General features: G+C 60.9%; 13 protein-coding genes. 3 read left to right on the forward strand and 10 right to left on the reverse strand.

The genetic code is table 11. The features are described 5' to 3' along the window. Window positions 1-23: 23 nt before the first annotated feature. The 5 genes from Enr8_RS00835 to Enr8_RS00855 form a co-directional block, all read right to left on the reverse strand. On the reverse strand, window positions 24-2,465 hold the full coding sequence (locus Enr8_RS00835; protein WP_146428729.1) for a DUF11 domain-containing protein: 2,442 nt from the start codon (window positions 2,463-2,465) through the stop codon (window positions 24-26). Window positions 2,466-2,605: 140 nt separating this feature from the next. Further along, the gene (locus Enr8_RS00840) at window positions 2,606-3,472 is read right to left on the reverse strand and encodes a flagellin (protein WP_146428730.1); all 867 of its coding nucleotides are present in this window, start codon (window positions 3,470-3,472) and stop codon (window positions 2,606-2,608) included. Between the two features lie 365 nt (window positions 3,473-3,837). Beyond that, window positions 3,838-4,185: a hypothetical protein gene (locus tag Enr8_RS00845; RefSeq protein ID WP_146428731.1), complete on the reverse strand. Its 348-nt coding sequence runs from the start codon at window positions 4,183-4,185 to the stop codon at window positions 3,838-3,840. Next, window positions 4,182-4,505, reverse strand: a complete 324-nt coding sequence (cutA, locus tag Enr8_RS00850; protein ID WP_146428732.1) for a divalent-cation tolerance protein CutA — start codon at window positions 4,503-4,505, stop codon at window positions 4,182-4,184. The genes Enr8_RS00845 and cutA overlap by 4 nt, the downstream gene beginning before the upstream one ends. Window positions 4,506-4,648: 143 nt before the next feature. Beyond that, on the reverse strand, window positions 4,649-6,085 hold the full coding sequence (locus Enr8_RS00855) for a hypothetical protein (protein ID WP_146428733.1): 1,437 nt from the start codon (window positions 6,083-6,085) through the stop codon (window positions 4,649-4,651). Between the two features lie 167 nt (window positions 6,086-6,252). Between Enr8_RS00855 and Enr8_RS00860 the strand changes: the two genes are divergently transcribed. Continuing rightward, on the forward strand, window positions 6,253-8,073 hold the full coding sequence (locus tag Enr8_RS00860; RefSeq protein ID WP_146428734.1) for a cytochrome c3 family protein: 1,821 nt from the start codon (window positions 6,253-6,255) through the stop codon (window positions 8,071-8,073). Between the two features lie 3 nt (window positions 8,074-8,076). Here the strand turns inward: Enr8_RS00860 and nagB are convergent, their stop codons facing one another. Then, on the reverse strand, window positions 8,077-8,883 hold the full coding sequence (gene nagB / locus Enr8_RS00865) for a glucosamine-6-phosphate deaminase (RefSeq protein ID WP_146428735.1): 807 nt from the start codon (window positions 8,881-8,883) through the stop codon (window positions 8,077-8,079). Window positions 8,884-9,127: 244 nt separating this feature from the next. On the opposite strand from nagB, the gene Enr8_RS00870 reads away from it, so the two are divergent. Together Enr8_RS00870 and Enr8_RS00875 are read left to right on the forward strand one after the other, a co-directional pair. Next, window positions 9,128-9,955 carry a ParA family protein gene (locus Enr8_RS00870; RefSeq protein ID WP_146428736.1) on the forward strand — a complete coding sequence of 276 codons (828 nt, stop codon included), beginning with the start codon at window positions 9,128-9,130 and terminating at the stop codon, window positions 9,953-9,955. An 81-nt stretch (window positions 9,956-10,036) separates the two neighbouring features. Further along, on the forward strand, window positions 10,037-10,708 hold the full coding sequence (locus Enr8_RS00875; RefSeq protein ID WP_146428737.1) for a TVP38/TMEM64 family protein: 672 nt from the start codon (window positions 10,037-10,039) through the stop codon (window positions 10,706-10,708). Here Enr8_RS00875 and Enr8_RS00880 read toward each other — a convergent pair. The 4 genes from Enr8_RS00880 to gyrA all read right to left on the reverse strand — a co-directional run bounded on the left by Enr8_RS00880 (window position 10,668) and on the right by gyrA (window position 16,711). Beyond that, window positions 10,668-11,981, reverse strand: coding sequence for a UDP-glucose dehydrogenase family protein (locus Enr8_RS00880; protein ID WP_146428738.1), 1,314 nt, complete (start codon window positions 11,979-11,981; stop codon window positions 10,668-10,670). The two genes, Enr8_RS00875 and Enr8_RS00880, sit on opposite strands and share 41 nt — an antisense overlap. A gap of 115 nt (window positions 11,982-12,096) precedes the next feature. Beyond that, window positions 12,097-12,996 carry an NAD-dependent epimerase/dehydratase family protein gene (locus Enr8_RS00885; protein ID WP_186767359.1) on the reverse strand — a complete coding sequence of 300 codons (900 nt, stop codon included), beginning with the start codon at window positions 12,994-12,996 and terminating at the stop codon, window positions 12,097-12,099. Beyond that, window positions 12,993-13,982, reverse strand: a complete 990-nt coding sequence (gene gmd, locus Enr8_RS00890) for a GDP-mannose 4,6-dehydratase (RefSeq protein ID WP_146428740.1) — start codon at window positions 13,980-13,982, stop codon at window positions 12,993-12,995. The genes Enr8_RS00885 and gmd overlap by 4 nt, the downstream gene beginning before the upstream one ends. Beyond that, entirely contained in the window at window positions 13,982-16,711 is a 2,730-nt protein-coding gene (gene gyrA / locus Enr8_RS00895) for a DNA gyrase subunit A (RefSeq protein WP_146429931.1), read from the reverse strand. Before gyrA ends, gmd begins: the two co-directional genes overlap by 1 nt. Between the last annotated feature and the right edge of the window lie 213 nt (window positions 16,712-16,924).

Raw genomic sequence — 16,924 nt, forward strand, 5'->3', positions numbered from 1 at the left:
GATGGTCGAACTCTTGGCGAAAGTTACCGGTCGGAATAAACCCGGGTGCTTTCTTCTTTGGTGATCGGTTGCGGGATCTCGTCGCTGGAGACTTGGACCTTGATCCGTTGGTCGCCGGCTTGAACCCCCTTCACCTTGATGCGGAAGGTTTCTTCTCCCTTCGGCAGTAGGCGAGCGAGCGGCTCGAAGACGATCTCGTTGCCGCTAACCAAACCCTTGGCGGCGCCGGCTGCTTCGACCCCTTGCATGCCTGGCGGCAAGATCGCGGCGACGCGGACGTTGGTGGCGGTCTTGGAGCCTTGGTTGACGACGCGGACGTCGTAGGTGGTGTCTTTGCCCAGTTCGATCGGATCGGCCTGGTCGGCCACTTCAAAGAAGAGGGCGGCGATGCCTTCGACCTGAACCAGCGTTTCGTTCTGTGCGGCCAGGCCCATGCGAGCTGAGCCTTCGACCCGGATCTTCTGGTCGCCTGGTTCGACCGGCAGCGCGGTCAGTTCGACCGTGCCGCTTTGCGACGGGGGCAACTCTTGCAGGTTCCAGTAGATCGCATGTTGGTTGGCGTCATACTGGCCGGCGTTATTGGCGTCGACAAACTTCATCCCCTTCGGCAAGTAGGTGATCAGGTCGATGTCTTGCGCCGGAGCGGTGCCGGGGTTGCTGATCGAAACCTGGTACTTGGCTGGGCGATCAAGATAGCGGAGCTTCGGACCAACCATCGAAACTTCAAGTTCCGGGGCGATCACTTCGACGTTCAGTTCGGTCTGCGTTTGCAGATTGCCGTCGCCGCGGATGCCGAGCACGTTTTGCGTTTGGCCCGCTTTGGAGGCATTCAGGACCAGCTCAAGACTGCGGGTCTCGCCCGGCTTGAGGGTGCCGATTTCAAATTCGAGTTCGCTGCCGGCCGGGTGAGTGAAGTTGGCCGGGACCACTTCTTCCAGCACCACGCCGGTCGCCGGACCGGTGCCGGGGTTACTGACGGTGATCGCCAGCAGCAAGTTGTCGCCGATCAAGACGGTCGGCGCCGCGGTTTGTTCGATGGTCAGCTCGGGCTTGGTGACTCGCGAGCGGACAGTCGCATGGGCGGCGAACGAAACAGTCGCCACGCTGCCGACGTCACCCTCGGCCTGGGGCATTAGTTCCATCGTTAAACGTTTTTCTTCGCCGGGGGCGATCTGGCCGATCTTCCACAGCAGTTCGCCGCTGGCGTTCGACTCGGCGACCGGGGTAGTGCTGACCAGCGCCGTGCCGGCCGGAACCGAATCGCGAATCACCACGTCATGGGCGGTTGCCTGGCCGACGTTCTTGATGACCACGGCGAAGGTAGCCGCTTTGCCGACTTGGATTTCGACGGGAGCTTGTTTTTCGATCGTGATCGACGGTTGCTGGAGGCCTTCGTGCTTGGCGTCGCCAGGCTTGCCGATGCCGGTTTCTGGGACAGGACCGCCGAGTCGGCTGCTGCCGCTGTCCCCCAGGCTGCCGTAGCTGGGCATCGCGCGAGGCGTCGGATAGCGGTCAGGCGTGGCCGGGGCGACGCCGCCGATCGAAGCCGGAGCTGGGTAGCGATCGGTCGCCGGGGAGGTTTCGCGCGGCATCGAGCCAGCGGCAGGCGGCGTCGAACTGACGGTCGCCGGGCTGCCGCTACCGGAGCTGCTGTACTGGAAACGGCTGCTAGGCGTCGAAGCGGCCGGTGCGGCCGATTCGGCGGCGCCGCCAATCGGCGGAGCGGCGTAACGCGGATTCGAGGCGACGCTCGGCGCCGGGTTCGATTCGATCGCGGCAGCGGCGGCCGGGGTTTCGGGATCTCGCGACAGCGCGGCCGACATTGGCGTAGTGGCCGGAGTTCCGCTGGCCGGAGGCGTCGTTGTCGGGGGTGTCGTCGTAGGCGGTGTGGTCGACGGCGGAGTCGTCGCGAATCGAGAAGGCGCCGGCGTCGAAGTCGCTGCAGGCGCAGCTGCTGGGGTTGGCGTTGAATCGCCAAGTTGGAAACGCGAACCGGTCGACGGCTTGGGCGTCGGCGAGCTGTCGCCTAGGCTAAAACGGCTGACCGGCGGTTTCGGCGTATCGCCGATGGTGACCGGGGCAGGCTGCGTCGGGGCGGCGGCGCCGGTATCACCGAGAAAGCGGCTGGAGCCGGTCGACGGTTTGGGCGTCGAAGTGGCCGGAGTAGGAGCGCTGTCGCCGATCGAGAAGCGGTGCGAAGCCGGCGGCGGTGGAGTCGGCGTCGAATCGCCGCTGGGGTCGTCATTTTCGTTGTTGGCGCGGACGATCGACGGGACGTAGCGACCCGCCTGATCAGCGGCGGCGGCGGTCGAAGACTCGACCAGGGCCGCTACATTCTCTCCTGCGGCGTCGACTACAGGCTCAGCAGCGGTGTGAGCCGTCGACAAAACCGATTGTACGATCGCAGCGACGCCCAAAGAGGCGACGCCGCCAATAGCGGTAAAGCGGAGGTAGAGATTCTTCATGGCGTCCATGCCGGGATAGGGAATGTCTCGATTTCTGCGGGGCCCGCTTTTCGAGCGAGAACTGCTTACCTATCAAAATCGGAACATTGGGCAAAGATCAATTCAAGAATTGGTTCCTCTTTGCCGACATTCGTCCGACGCTAGCGTCGATTGAGATCGAACAGGGCGTCGAGCATGCTTTCCTGCGTCTTGGCGACGGCGACCAGCGACTTGTAGGCGGTCAGCGAACTTTGGGCCAGAATGGCGCTGCGGGTAAGCTCAGCGGTTTCGCTAACGAAATTGGCGTCCATCAGTTCGCTGTAGATCGACTGCAGTTCAATCTGCTGATCTTCGAGCGACTGGTAGATCGAGTCTTGCGAGTACTTGTCGAAGGCGGCGTACTCGGCCCGGTTGTAGATCAGTTGCGACTGCACGCCGTCGAGCGCCTTCAAGGCCGACGCCAGGTCGCCGCTTTCCAGGTCGTACTGCCCGCCGGTTCGCAGATCGGCCAGCACTCCGTCTTCGCCACCATAGGTCTCGGCGTCGAGCGTCGGCAGGTAGAGTTCGGACGACGTGTTAAGGTCTGGGCTGTAGTTGACGTTAAGCTTCTCGCCACTGAATACGGGGCGGCCGTTGTAGGTGACGTCTCCCAGGCGATTGAAGGCGTCGATGGCGCCGTCGATTTCAAGCTGCAGCGCCGCCCGCTCGGCATCGCTGGTGGTGCTGCTAGCGGCGGTGATCAGGTTGCCGCGGATGGTGTTGGTCAGCCGCGAAGCTTCCGACAGGGCGCCATCGGCGACGTCGATCAGCGCGCTCGTTTGCCGGCTCGAGCGCAGTAGCGCTTCGCGGGTGGTGATCTGCGATTTTACGGCCTCCGCGGCGAGTAGTCCGGCGGGATCGTCGGCCGCCCGGTTGATCCGCTGTCCGGTCGACAGACGCGCGATCGAGTTGAGCATCGAGTTGAAATTTTGATTGACCGAGTTGCCGACGGTCAGATACGCGCTCGAGAGAGTGGAGACCGGATTCATGGATCAACCGCCTACCGTGAAAACGCCAAGGAAGTAGAAGGGGACGCTTCACCAGGAAACGTAGCATTCTTGGCGGCAGGGGTTTGCCGACGGTAGCGATTGTGCCGGCGGTTTATTGAAGCGTCTTACCGCAGCTCGCTTTCGAAAGAACTGGGGAGAAGCTGCAGCGGAAGAGTTAGCAGTCCGTTGATTTTCCAACAGGCAGCTAGAGCGGTTTTCTTCAATCTTTAGCGTTCTGGCTGGTTGCGGCCGCGCTGGTCGGCGTTGACCTGCATCGACGAATCCTTGAGGATTCGCCTGCTTCGGTCGCCTTGACCAGCTTGCCTCACCAACGCCAGAAACGCTACAGCTATCAGAAAAACGCTCTAGGCGTTGAGTTCGCCCAAGAAGTCGGCCAGTTCGACGAACTTGCCCGCTTGCACCTGTTCGACGCGTAATTGTGCGTCGGGCCAGCCGAGGGTACGGACGAGTTGCTCTAGCGGCGCGGCGCGGTAGTCGCCGGTCAGATCGACGCGCAGCACGCGGTCATCTCGATCGTAGACGACGCCGTCGAGTTGCCAACTTTGGTCTTCGGCAACCCAGACGAACGACCCGTCTGGTTCAAAAAACATCCGCGGCCAGTCGGACCAGATCGCTTCGACCTGTTCGAAACTGACGGGGAACAAACCGGCGGTGGGATCGGGATGGAGTGAGATGGGGGAGCTGTCGCTCACGATTCGGTTCCGACTTGGTCGTTGAGCCAACTGAGGTAGTTAATCGAGCCATGCACGATCGGTACTGCGACCAGTTCGGGCACGTCGTACGAGTGAATTTGTTCGACCGTCTGGGCGATTTCTTTGAACCGTTTCGCCTCGGTCTTGATGACGCACAGGACTTCTTCCGATTGAGAGATCTTCCCGCGCCAATTGTAAACGCTGCGAACGCCCGGCATGATTTGCACGCAGGCCGCCAGCCGTCCGCTAACCAACGCATCGGCAATGTGCTCCGCTTCTTCCATGCTCGCAGCGGTTGTGTAGATGATGATCGCTTCCATGATTGGAAACTCGCCGTTAAGGAGGGGACGAACCAGGAATATGGTAACTATTCATAATCTACTCTTCTGGTAGTCGTTGCCCCAGCGAATACAATCTGCGGATTGCCGAAGCGATCGGCAAACATTTTTCGCCGTGCTCGCGACTAGTGCGCGAATCGAGAAGCGGGGCTGCCTGACTGAAAGAAGTGGGGCCGGTCGATCTTACCCGATTTCGAGGAAGCGATCATGCCTACGGGCGAAGCCGTTTCAGCGCCATCGACCCGAATCTGGCGGATCGTCGAAGAGGCGGAACCAAGCATGCTTGACCAGGTTTCGTAAGGACGACCATGCCGCTCGTCTCCTTGATAGAAGGCGAGAAGATTGATCGAGTCGCTGGCGACCAGCTGCCCGCCAGGTTGGGCAAGCGTCGTCGCGTCATACGTGCGACGCCACGATCCGCTGTTGAAGTAGATTTGATTCAGGACGAAGCCGTCGGCGTAGCTCGCTTCCAGCGGAGTCGCCATTGCCCGATGGGTGTGACCATAGACGACGTACTTGGCGCGACGGTTGCGAAATTCGGACTCAGTCAACGCATTGGCGAGCAACGAATCTGCGTGCGGCGCGTCGTCCTTACGATGTAGCAAGAACCGACCAGCCAATTGATCGACGTCGATCGAATCGCTCCACCGCTGCGATCGGAACCAAGAGGCGTCGAGGATCTCTTCGATCTGCTGATCCCACAAGGTGCGCAGTTCGTATTGCAACGAGCGCTTGGCCCCGCAGCTGCGCTGAATCGCGTTGACCAGCATCGTCGGCATGATCTCGAGCGGACGGACGTCGGTCAGTTCCTCGAGCGCTAGGATCAGATCGAGCGGCAGGTCGCCGCCAAACTTTTCGGCGGCCGATTGGACGAATCGCATCGCTCCTTCGATCACCAGCGCGTCGGCCAGGCTGCTCTCGTCGCGTCGGCCGCGAAAACTGAGCGGATCAAAGATGTCGCCATGCCGCGCGTAGACCCGGTGCTTGGCCAAAGTGCGGGCCAACTGCGGAGACTCGCTGGGGTCGTGCGGGAACGGAGCGTCGGGCACGTTGGCCAGGCCCATCGCCTGACAGATCTTGCGGCGGACTGCGTTCATCGCGTCGCCATCGCGATAGAGAAGCCAATCGGCGTCGCCAATCATGTAATACAGACGGACCGGCACCGGCTGCAGCGGCACGTCGAAGGCAGGCTTGCCGTCGTTGGTCGCCATCGGAATGCGAATCGCGCCGCGATTGGCGAGCGACTCGAGCAGTGCGATGGAGTCCTGATTGTGATCGAGAATGTCGGCGACGATCGAGGACGTTTGCGCGGCCGTCGCACTTTCGCCCGACCAGGGCCGAACCAGCCCTGATAACCAAGCGGCGCTGTTGACCAGATCGAGTACGTCCCCCAACAGCACGATATCGATACCATCCAGGGGGCGATAACGATCGTCCGATCGCCACGAAGCGCGGACCGCCATATCCTGCATCCGTTCGACGAACATCCGAAACGCATCCGCATCGAGCGTGCGAGCCGTCGTTCCATCGGTCAAATGAAGATCACTAACGATGACGAGCATGTGCTTCCCCCTTTCTGGTTTTTGCGAGCCTTCTGCGCACAACCCGTCGTCCTTTTTCGGAATCCGGTCGTAGGGAACGTGAAGCATATTCCGAGAATTCGGCCGACAATCGCTAGAGAAGCGACTTACAATAAGGAAACCGCCCGTTTTTGCTAGCAAAGCCTGCGATGCACGCTTCTTCTTCCACTCCATTTCGATCCGCGCTGCTGATCTTCGCCCTGGTCCTGGGGGCGGTCTTGCTAGCGTGCGCCTGGAGCGCGGCGGACGGACCGAAAGTGACCCGCCACGCGGTGAAGGTCGATCTGCCGCAGCCAGTGGCGGCCGACGGGTACGTCGGGTCGAAGTCGTGCCTGGAGTGTCACGCGTCGCAGTGCCAATCCTGGGACGCTTCGCACCATCGCCGCATGACGCAGTTGGCCGATCCGCAGTCGGTGCTGGCGCCGTTTGATGGACGGACGATGAGCCTGTATGGCCAAGAGTACTGTGTTAGCGAGCGGGAGGAGCAGTACTGGGTTGAGATGCCGAACCTGTACGGCGATACGGCCGCCGAGCCGCGGATCGAACGCCCGATCGTGATGACGACCGGTTCGCATAACGAGCAAGTCTATTGGTTCCCCAGCGACGGCGGTTCGCTACGGATGTTTCCCTGGGCGTATCAAGTTCGGGCGGCGAAATGGATGCCAGTCGACGCAATCTTTGTGACTCCGCCGAAAGACGCCGTCGCGAAACGCCCAACTTGGGATCATCGCTGCGTGCAGTGCCATACGACCCATCCTCGTTCGCACAAGTTTGATCTATCGCGACCGGCCGAAGTGGCTGATCTGGCGATCTCTTGCGAGGCGTGTCACGGTCCGGGCGAAGCGCATGTCGTCGCCGCCAAAGCGGGTAACGGAGCGGTGGGCATCGTCAATCCTGCCAACTTGACCCACCGCCGCTCTTCGGAAGTGTGCGGGCAATGCCACAGCGTACACACCACCTTCGGCGACGATCAGGCCCATCAGCTCGACGCCGCTGGTTGCAGTTTTCGCCCCGGCGACGATCTGTCGGAGGCGAAGAAGCTGCTGACCGATGGCTCGGTCGAACAGTTTTGGGCTGATGGCATGGTACGGGTGTCAGGACGCGAATACACCGGACTGCGGGAGTCGAAGTGTTACCAACAAGGAGAAATCTCCTGCGTCACGTGTCACCAAATGCATCAGACGGCTGATGATCATCGGCCAGCCGCCGAGTGGGCCAATGATCAACTCGGGCCCGAGGCGCTGACCAATCAGACTTGCACGCAGTGTCACGCCAAGATCGCCGACGATGTCCCTGCACATACGCATCATGCCGCCAACTCCAGCGGCAGCCAATGCGTCAACTGTCACATGCCGCATACGGCGTTTGGTTTGCTGAAGGCGTCGCGCAGTCATTGGATCGATAGCCCGCGGGTGACGCCGATGAGCCAGTCAATCGACTGGAACTCTACGCGGCCGAACGCGTGCAATCTTTGCCACTTGGACAAGAGCCTCGGCTGGTCGGCCGAACATCTCGAGACCTGGTTCAACCAAGAGCCGCCGCAACTACCGGAAGATGAACAGCAGGTCGCTGCGTCAATCTTGTGGATGATCCGCGGAGACGCCGGACAGCGGGCGCTGTTGGCGTGGCACTACCGTTGGCCAACGGCGCAAGAGGCGAGCGGCACGGCCTGGATGGCGCCCTTTGTGGCGCAGCTGCTGGATGATCCTTACGCCGCGGTTCGCTTTGTCGCGGGACGAACGGTGGAGCAGCTGCCTGGCTACGCCGACTTTGCGTATGACTCATTGGCCAGCGAAGCGGCCCTGCAAGAACGGGCCGCCGCTTTGCTGCGACAATGGAACGAGGCGGCGAAACCGGAGTCGATTCGCCGCGCAGAGTTATTGATCAACGCCGAGGGAAAACTGGACGAAGACCAGATCGAACTGCTACGGCTCTTCCGCGACGAGCGTCCGGTCAATCTCGCGGAGTGATCGTTACGCTTCTTCGATCCAAGGGAGCTTGCCGGTCTCGAGCATGCGGTGGGCGTTTTCCACTTCTTCGTAGTATTCACGCCGGGCCAGTTTCGACGCGGCCGCTTCGTCCAAGACGACGACCACCTCGCGGTGCAGTTGCAACGCGCTGGCGGTGACCTGGGCGGTGACCGGACCTTCGACCGTGGCGGCGATCGCTTCGGCCTTGTTTTCGCCAAAGGCGAGCAGCAGACAGCGGCGCGATTCGAGAATCGTACCGACACCCATCGTGATCGCCAGTTTGGGGACCGCTTTCTCGCTGCCGAAGAACCGGGCGTTGTCGCGGACCGTCTCTGGCGCCAGCGTTTTCAAACGGGTTCGGCTGCCGAGCGACGAGCCTGGTTCGTTGAAGGCGATGTGACCATCGGTGCCGATGCCCAGGACTTGCAGTTCGATTCCGCCGGCGTCTTCGATCAGCTGTTCGTATCGTTCGCCATACTTCTCGAAATCGAGCGCCCGGCCGTCGGGGACGTTGGTGTTGCGGACATCGACGTTGATGTGGTCGAACAGGTTCTTCTGCATGAAATAGCGATAGCTTTGCTCATGCGAGGGGGGAAGTCCGACGTACTCGTCGAGGTTGAAGGTGGTAACGCGGGAGAAGTCGAGCCCTTCCTCTTGATGCATTCGGATTAGTTCGCCGTACAGCTTCAGCGGGGTGCCGCCGGTTGCTAGCCCCAAGGTGCAGACCGGTTTTTGGCGAACCAGGCGGGCCACCATCTGGGCGGCTCGGCGGCTGGCGGCTTCAGGGGTCGATTCGATGATGACGCGCACTGGGAAAACTCCTAGCGTGTGGGGCGAACAAGGCTGACGCCGCGACTTGGCGGCGGATCCCCGCCCTGACGCCGATCGGCGAGCAAAGCGAGAACTTTGATAATACGCGCTGGATGGGGCAAACAAAAGAGACTGCAAAAACCCGACAACATTCGGCGCAGAATTCATCTGGCGATCAAACCCCGCTGCTGTCTATAATCGCCCGCCCAAGGAACGCGCAGGCCAAAACAAGGAGGTTTCGACCATGCGATCGATCGCAGTACTCAATCAAAAGGGTGGCGTTGGTAAAACGACGACCGCCGTCAATCTCGCCGCTGGTTTGGCTCGTGCTGGAATGCGCGTTTGCGTGATCGATCTCGATCCGCAGGCTCACGCCTCGTTGCATCTGGGATTGGGCGTCGCCAGTGGACACGAATCGGTATATGAAGTTTTGGTTGGGGATGCGTCCTTGGCCGACGTCCGCAAGCAAGTCGCCGAGAACCTATGGGTGATTCCGGCCCATCTCGACCTGGCCGCCGCCGAAATGGAACTGGCCGGCGAAGTGGGTCGTGAGGTGATCCTGTGCGACAAGCTGGAAGCGGACGACATGGAGTTCGACTACCTGATTGTCGACTGTCCGCCGAGCCTGGGCGTATTGACGCTCAACGCGTTGGCCGCGGTGACCGAAGTCTTCCTGCCGCTGCAGCCGCACTTTTTGGCGCTGCATGGTTTGAGCAAGCTGCTGCGAACGGTCGACATCGTCGCTCGCCGCATCAACAATAATCTGCGTCTGACCGGCGTCGTCCTCTGCCTGTTTGAAAAGAGCACGCGATTGGCGGGCGAAGTGGCCGGCGACGTTGATCAATTCTTTGGCAATGGCGCCGGAGCGAATACCGCGTGGGCGGATGCGAAAGTGTTCCGCACGCGGATCCGCCGCAACATCCGTCTTGCCGAAGCGCCGAGCTTTGGACAGGCGATCTTCGAGTACGACGGCGATTCCAACGGCGCCGAAGACTACGCGAACTTGGCTCGCGAAGTGCTTGGCCTGGCGGTCGCCAATGCCGAACAACCAAAACTGGCCGGCGCCGCGTAGGTAGAAAGCGGCGGTCGCTCGACAGGTCGATTCGATTAGAATGGATGGTTTCATCCTTGACTTGCGCAAGCGACCGGCGACGTGCGTACCTTTATAAAATGGCTGTTCTTGATCGGCGTCCTGCTTCTGGCGCCGGTCGTCCCGCTATTGTTTTGGGAAGCGGAAGCCGAAGCGGTGATCGTCCAGTGGAGCGAGCAGCCGCCATCGCCGCTACTGACGGCGGGAATCGTCTTTTCGCTGTTGGCGGCCGATATCTTTCTGCCGGTTCCCTCCAGCGTCGTCAGCACCTTGGCGGGTTCGCAGCTGGGGACCGTGGGCGGAACGCTCGTCTGTTGGGCCGGAATGACGGCCGGCGCCGTGATCGCGTTCGCGCTGGCGCGGAAGTTTGGCGATCCGATCGTGCGGCGGTACTCGAAAGCGGAGGACCTGCTGGCGATGCGCAAGGTGGCCGATCGGATCGGACCTTGGGGGATCGCATTGACGCGGGCGCTGCCGATTTTGGCCGAAGCGATGGTGTTGCTGTTGGGAGCGAGTCGGCTGACGTGGCGAAAGTTCTTGCCGCCGACGCTACTTGCCAATTTGGGTATCGCCCTGGCGTACGCCGCCCTGGGAGAACTGGCGGCGCAGCACGAGTGGATCTTGGTCGCGGCGGGCATTAGCGCCGCCGCGCCGCTTCTCCTAACTTGGTTCTTTCGCCGTCACTTGCGGCAGGCTACGGACGAACCGTCTGGCGACCAATCGAGTAGTACGTAAAGCCGAGGTCTTTCATCGTTGCACAGTCGTACAGGTTGCGCCCGTCGAAGATGACCGGCGCACTCAAGAGACGCTTCACTTCGTTCATGTCGGGCTGACGGAACTCGGCCCATTCGGTGTTGATCGCCAGGGCGTCGGCGCCTTCCAGCGTTTCGAGCGGCAGATCGCAATAGATCAGTTTGTCGCCGTAAATCGCCGCAACGTTTTCGGTCGCTTCCGGGTCGTGCACCCGGACCTTGGCGCCGGCGGCGAGTAGCTTCTCGATCAAGACCAGCGCCGGCGCTTCGCGAATGTCGTCGGTCCGCGGTTTGAACGCCAGGCCCCAGATCGCGAACGTCTTGCCGGCGAGATCGTCGCTGTAGTAGTCATTGATCTTTTCGAGCAGCGTGCTCTTTTGCTCTTCGTTGATCTTATCGACCGCTTGCAACATGACCGGGTCGATACCGGCGCGAGCGAACATCGCTTCCAGCGCGCGAACGTCTTTGGGGAAACAGCTGCCGCCGTAACCGACGCCGGGGAAGAGGAACGAGAACCCGATGCGGCTGTCATGACCGATGCCGCGGCGAACGTCGTTGATATCGCCGCCGAGCTTTTCAGTCAGGTTGGCCATCGTATTGATGAAGCTGATCTTGGTGGCGAGCATCGCGTTGGCGACGTACTTGGTCAGCTCGGCGCTTTCGGGCGACATGACCAGAAACGGCTTTTCGGTTCGCAAGAAGGGAGCGTAGAGACGCCGCAACTTCTCGCCGACCTTCTCATCCCGAACGCCCACGACAACGCGGTCCGGTTTCATGAAGTCGTCGATCGCCGCCCCTTCTTTCAGGAATTCGGGATTGCTGGCGACATGGCACTCGCGACCGGTCAGTTCTTTCAGCCGCGCGTAGGCCTGGGCGTTGGTACCGACCGGCACGGTGCTTTTGATCACGACGGCGGCGTCGGGCTGCAGGTGCGGCGCCAGGCCATCGACAACCGCCCATAAGGCCGACAGGTCGGCGGCGCCATCGTCGCCTTGCGGCGTGCCGACGCCCAGGTAAACCAACTCGGCGTCTTTGACCGCTGCGGCCAGATCGGTGGTGAAGAGCAACCGCCCCGCTTCGGAGTTGCGCACGACCAGCTCTTCCAGGCCTGGCTCGAAAATCGGGATTTTACCCTCTTGGAGCGCGGCGACTTTGGCGGCGTTGATATCGACGCAGGTAACCTGATTTCCGCTGTCCGCAAAACAAGTACCCGTCACCAGACCGACATAGCCGGTCCCTACCATGGCGATTTTCATGACGTTCCGAATCTACACGCGAAGAGGAAAGAAGCGAAGGAAAGCATGGATTATACCGCAGAGCGGAAAAGCGGGTAAGCTCGCGTTGAGTTAGCCCAACCCGCCTTCAAGGCGGTTAGGCCCATTCGGCCAAAACGTCGGCGACGGTACGCTGCAGCGAATATTGCGGCGCGTAGCCGAGCTTGGTAATGGCCGTGATGTCGGCGATCGGTTCTGATCGGGTCTGCGGATAGCGCTCTTGAATCTCTGGGCGCCGCCGCGACAAACTGCAGATCATTTCCATTAGTTCGCCTGTCTTAACCGAGACGCCGCTGCCTACGTTATAGATCTGGCGATCGGCGCCTTTCTCGGCGAGCAAGCGATAGCCGCGAACAATATCTCGCACGTCGCTCAGATCAAAGCTGACGCTTAGCGATCCCACCTCAATCGCTTCAAACGAGGAGGCGACTCGCTTGCACCATTCCGGCACGATGTAGTTGGGGGTTTGACCAGGGCCGGTGTGATTGAACGCTCGGGCGATGACGACCGGGACGTCGGTCTGCGTCAGGGCCGCTTGTTCGGCGGCCAGCTTAGATCGACCGTAACCGCGATTTGGCAAGGGAATGGTCGATTCGTCGACGACCGGGTTTTCTTGATCAACCGTGCCATAGATGTAAGAGCTGCTGACGATGACGATTTTTGGTTTCGATGATAGCGATGCGGCCAGGTCCAGGATTCGACGCGTTCCATCGACGTTGGTGTGAACCGCCTCATCGTTCGGAAAATCTGCCCCGCACAAACTGGCTTGACTAATCGCGGCGAGATGATAGATCACGTCCGGTTCGAACTGGCGGACGGCGTCTTCCGCTTCGCCGCCGATCGGTTCGCGAATGTCCCAGTGGGCGATCGCGGCGCTGCCCATCAGCGAATTGGTCGAACCGCGGACGATACCCATCACTTGGTCGCCGGCGGCGAGCGAATGTTCGACCAGATGGTATCCTCCGAATCCGGCGGCGCCAGTGATGAGCGCTCTCACGGCAATAGTCCGTCCTTCATGCGGCCGACGCGATGCAGATCGGCGTCGACCATCATGTTTACAAGTTGTGGAAAATCTACCTTCGGCTTCCAACCGAGCTCGTTACGCGCTTTCGACGCGTCGCCGCATAACGTGTTGACCTCAGCGGGACGCAGGAAGTTGGGATCAAGCTCGACGCACTCTTCCCACGGCAGTCCGACGCGGTCGAACGCCAACTGAACGAACTCGCGAACCGTATGCTTTTCGCCGGTTGCAATCACGTAGTCGCGCGGTTCTTCCTGCTGCAGCATCAAGTGCATCGCTTCGACATAGTCTCCGGCAAAGCCCCAATCGCGCTCGGCGTCGAGATTGCCCAGACGCAGCTTATCGAGCAGACCATGTTTGATCCGCGCGACCGCGTTGGTGATCTTGCGGGTCACAAAGGCCGTGCCCCGCAGGGGCGATTCGTGATTGAACAAGATGCCGCTGACGGCATACAGATTGTAGCTTTCGCGGTAGTTGACCGTGATCCAGTGGGCGTACACCTTGGCGACGCCATACGGACTGCGGGGCCAGAAGGGGGTCGACTCGTCTTGCGGTTCGGTCGGCACTTTGCCGAACATCTCGCTACTGGAAGCTTGATAGAACCGGATCTTCTGATCGACCATCCGGATCGCTTCCAGCATTCGCGTCGCCCCCAGTCCGGTGACATCGCCGGTCAAAATCGGTTGCGAGAAACTGGTCGGCACAAAGCTTTGCGCCGCCAGGTTGTAGACCTCGGCTGGCTCGATCTTTTCCAGCAGTCGCACCAACGACATCTGATCGATCAGATCACCCTCATGCAGCGTGATCTGATCCAAGTACTTTTCGATGCGCTCAAATCGTTCGCCGCTACTTCGACGGACCATCCCATGGACTTCGTAACCCTTAGCGAGCAATAGCTCGGTCAGGTAAGCGCCGTCCTGGCCAGTAATGCCGGTGATGAGAGCCCGTTTGGCGGTCGTCATTATTCCTCGTCCGTTTCCGAGGATTCGCCTTCCGGAGCCGCGTCGCCTGGCGTCGCGTCCGGCTCGGCCTCGGCCGCCGGCGGCGGAGTCGCTTCACCGGTCGGCGGCGTGGCGGCTTCTTCTTCGCTCGCTTCGTCGTCAACGCTGTCGTCTTTCGGCACGCGAACGACCGCAGCCAACGCGTCATCCTTGTCGAGCGACATGATCCGCACCCCTTGGGTATTGCGGCCGACGATGCTGATTTCGGCCGCTGAGATCCGCTGGATCTTGCCGCGGGCGGTCATCATCAACACTTCGTCGTCGTCATCGACGCGAACGATCGAGACGACGTTGCCGTTGCGGGCCGACGCCTTGATGTCGCGAAGGCCCTTGCCGCCACGGCGCTGCGTGCGGTACTTGGCGCTCGACGACAATTCGTCTTCGTCGCTGGAAGAATCATCTTCGGGCGTGGCGTCATCGTCGCCGGCTGGCGCTTCTTCGGTGGTCGCCTGGTTCGGGCCAAAGTAGGTTCGCTTGCCGTAACCATGTTCGCAGACGGTCAGCAGCTGGGCGTCAGGGTCGGCGACGACCATCCCGACCAACTCGTCGTCTTTCGACAGGTTGATCCCTTTGACGCCGCTGGAGTTACGACCCATCGGTCGGGCGTCTGCTTCGCAAAAGCGAATCGCCATCCCCTTGGCGGTCGACAAGATCAACTCGTCGCCCGCTTCGGCCACGACGACGTCGACCAGCTCGTCATCTTCTCGCAGCTTGATCGCGATGATGCCGCGCTTCATCGGACGGCTATAGGCTTCGAGCTTCGTCTTTTTGACCAGGCCTTTGCGGGTCGCCATTACCAGGTAGTGATCTTCGACGTTGAAGTCGCGAATCGCACGGCAGTCGGCGATCCGTTCCCCTTCTTCCAGCTGCAGCAAGTTGACGATCGCGCGACCGCGGCTTTCGCGCGACAGCTGCGGTAGGTCGTACACCTTTTGCCAGTAGACTTTCCCCTTCGTGGTGAAGAAGAGAAGGTAGGCGTGGGTGCTGGCGACAAACAAGTGCTGAATCGGATCGGCGTCTTCGCTCTTGGCGCCTTTGATTCCCTTGCCGCCGCGTCGCTGAGCCTTGTAGGTCGTGACCGGCGTTCGCTTGATGTAGCCGCTGTGACTGATCGAGACGACCATCGTCTCTTCTTCAATCAAGTCCTCCATGTCGATAATGCCGAGCTCTTCGTGCGAGATTTCGGTACGACGCTTGTCGCCGAACTTCGCTCCGATTTCGAGCATTTGATCGCGGATGATTTCGCGAATGTTCCCCTCGTCCGACAAGATACGAAGGTACTCGCGAATCTCTTCCAGCAAACCGGCATGTTCTTTCGACAGCCGCTCTTGTTCCAGATTGACTAACTGGCCCAGCGTCATCCGCAAGATCGCGTCGGCTTGAACGCCGGTCAGCGTGTAGACGTCGGCGACGCCCCGTTCCTGTTGGAAGAGCTCGAAGCCTTCTTCGCCGAGGGCGCGAGCCAGCATCGAAGCAGGCGACTCGATCCCCATCAGCCGCGTTTTCGCTTCGGCCTGGGTGCTCGAAGAGCGGATGATGCGGATGATCTCGTCGATGTCGGCCAGGGCCAGCAGCAAACCTTCGACGGTGTGCTTTCGCTGGCGAGCCTTGGCCAGCAGGAACTGCGTCCGGCGGCGGATCACGTTGACGCGATGGCGGATGAACTCGTCGATCAAGTCGCGAATCGTCAACGTGCGCGGCTTGCCGTCGACCAGCGCCAGCATGATGATCGAGAACGTGTCCTGGATCGGCGTGAACTGATAAAGCTGGTTCAGCACCACGTCGGGATCGGCGTCGCGCTTCAGCTCGATCACCAAGCGAACCGGCTCTTTCAGATCACTTTCGTTCCGCACGCCGCTGATGCCGACGATCTTGCCTTCGTTGGCGGCGGCGGCGATCCGTTCTTCGACGCGGTCGCGCGTTTGCTGATACGGAATGTCATGAATGACGATCCGGTTGCGACCCTTGACGTTGTCTATGGTCGTGCGCGAGCGGACCAGGATCGTGCTGCGCCCGGTCAGGTAACCGCGACGTACGCCGCTGCGGCCGCAGATGATGCCGCCGGTCGGGAAGTCGGGGCCCGGGATGATTTGCAGCAACTCTTCGATCGGCGTGCTCGGCTCTTCGATCACGCGAACGACGGCCTGGCAGACTTCGCCCAGGTTGTGCGGCGGAATCGACGTCGCCATGCCGACTGCGATTCCTTGCGAGCCGTTGACCAGCAAGTTGGGGAACTTGCTCGGCAACACGGTCGGCTCGGTGTTCCGTTCGTCGTAGGTCGGGATGTAATCGACCGTGTCGAGCCGCAGGTCTTCCAGCAGCATCTGAGCGTAGCCTGACATGCGGGCTTCGGTATATCGCATAGCCGCCGGAGGCAAGCCGGCGATCGAGCCGAAGTTCCCCTGCTTATCGACCAGCAGGTACCGCGTGTTCCATTCCTGGGCCATGCGGACCAGCGTCGGGTAAATCACGCTTTCACCGTGCGGGTGGTAGTTACCGCTGGTGTCGCCAGAGATCTTGGCGCATTTGACCCGCCCGGCGCCGGGGGTCAGATTTAAGTCATTCATCGCGACCAGAATGCGTCGCTGCGAAGGTTTCAGACCGTCGCGGACGTCCGGCAGCGCACGGCTGACGATGACGCTCATCGCGTAGGTCAGGTAACTTTCCCTCAGCTCATCCTCGATCGACATCTCGACCAGGTGCGTCAGGTCGGTTGGAATCCCGTCTTCCGGGTTCTCTGGCGTGGTTCCGTCAGTAGACAAGCGACGATCCTTTCCGTGGAAACTTCAGGGCGGCGCTAAAGCGAGAAAGGCTTTGAAAGCGGCGCGAAGCACGGCAGCCGATGGTTGGCCGCCTAGATGGAATTTGTAGGGCCGATTTTACCAGAATTTTATGGGGTCAAC

Source organism: Blastopirellula retiformator, assembly GCF_007859755.1.
GTDB classification, from domain to species: domain Bacteria; phylum Planctomycetota; class Planctomycetia; order Pirellulales; family Pirellulaceae; genus Blastopirellula; species Blastopirellula retiformator.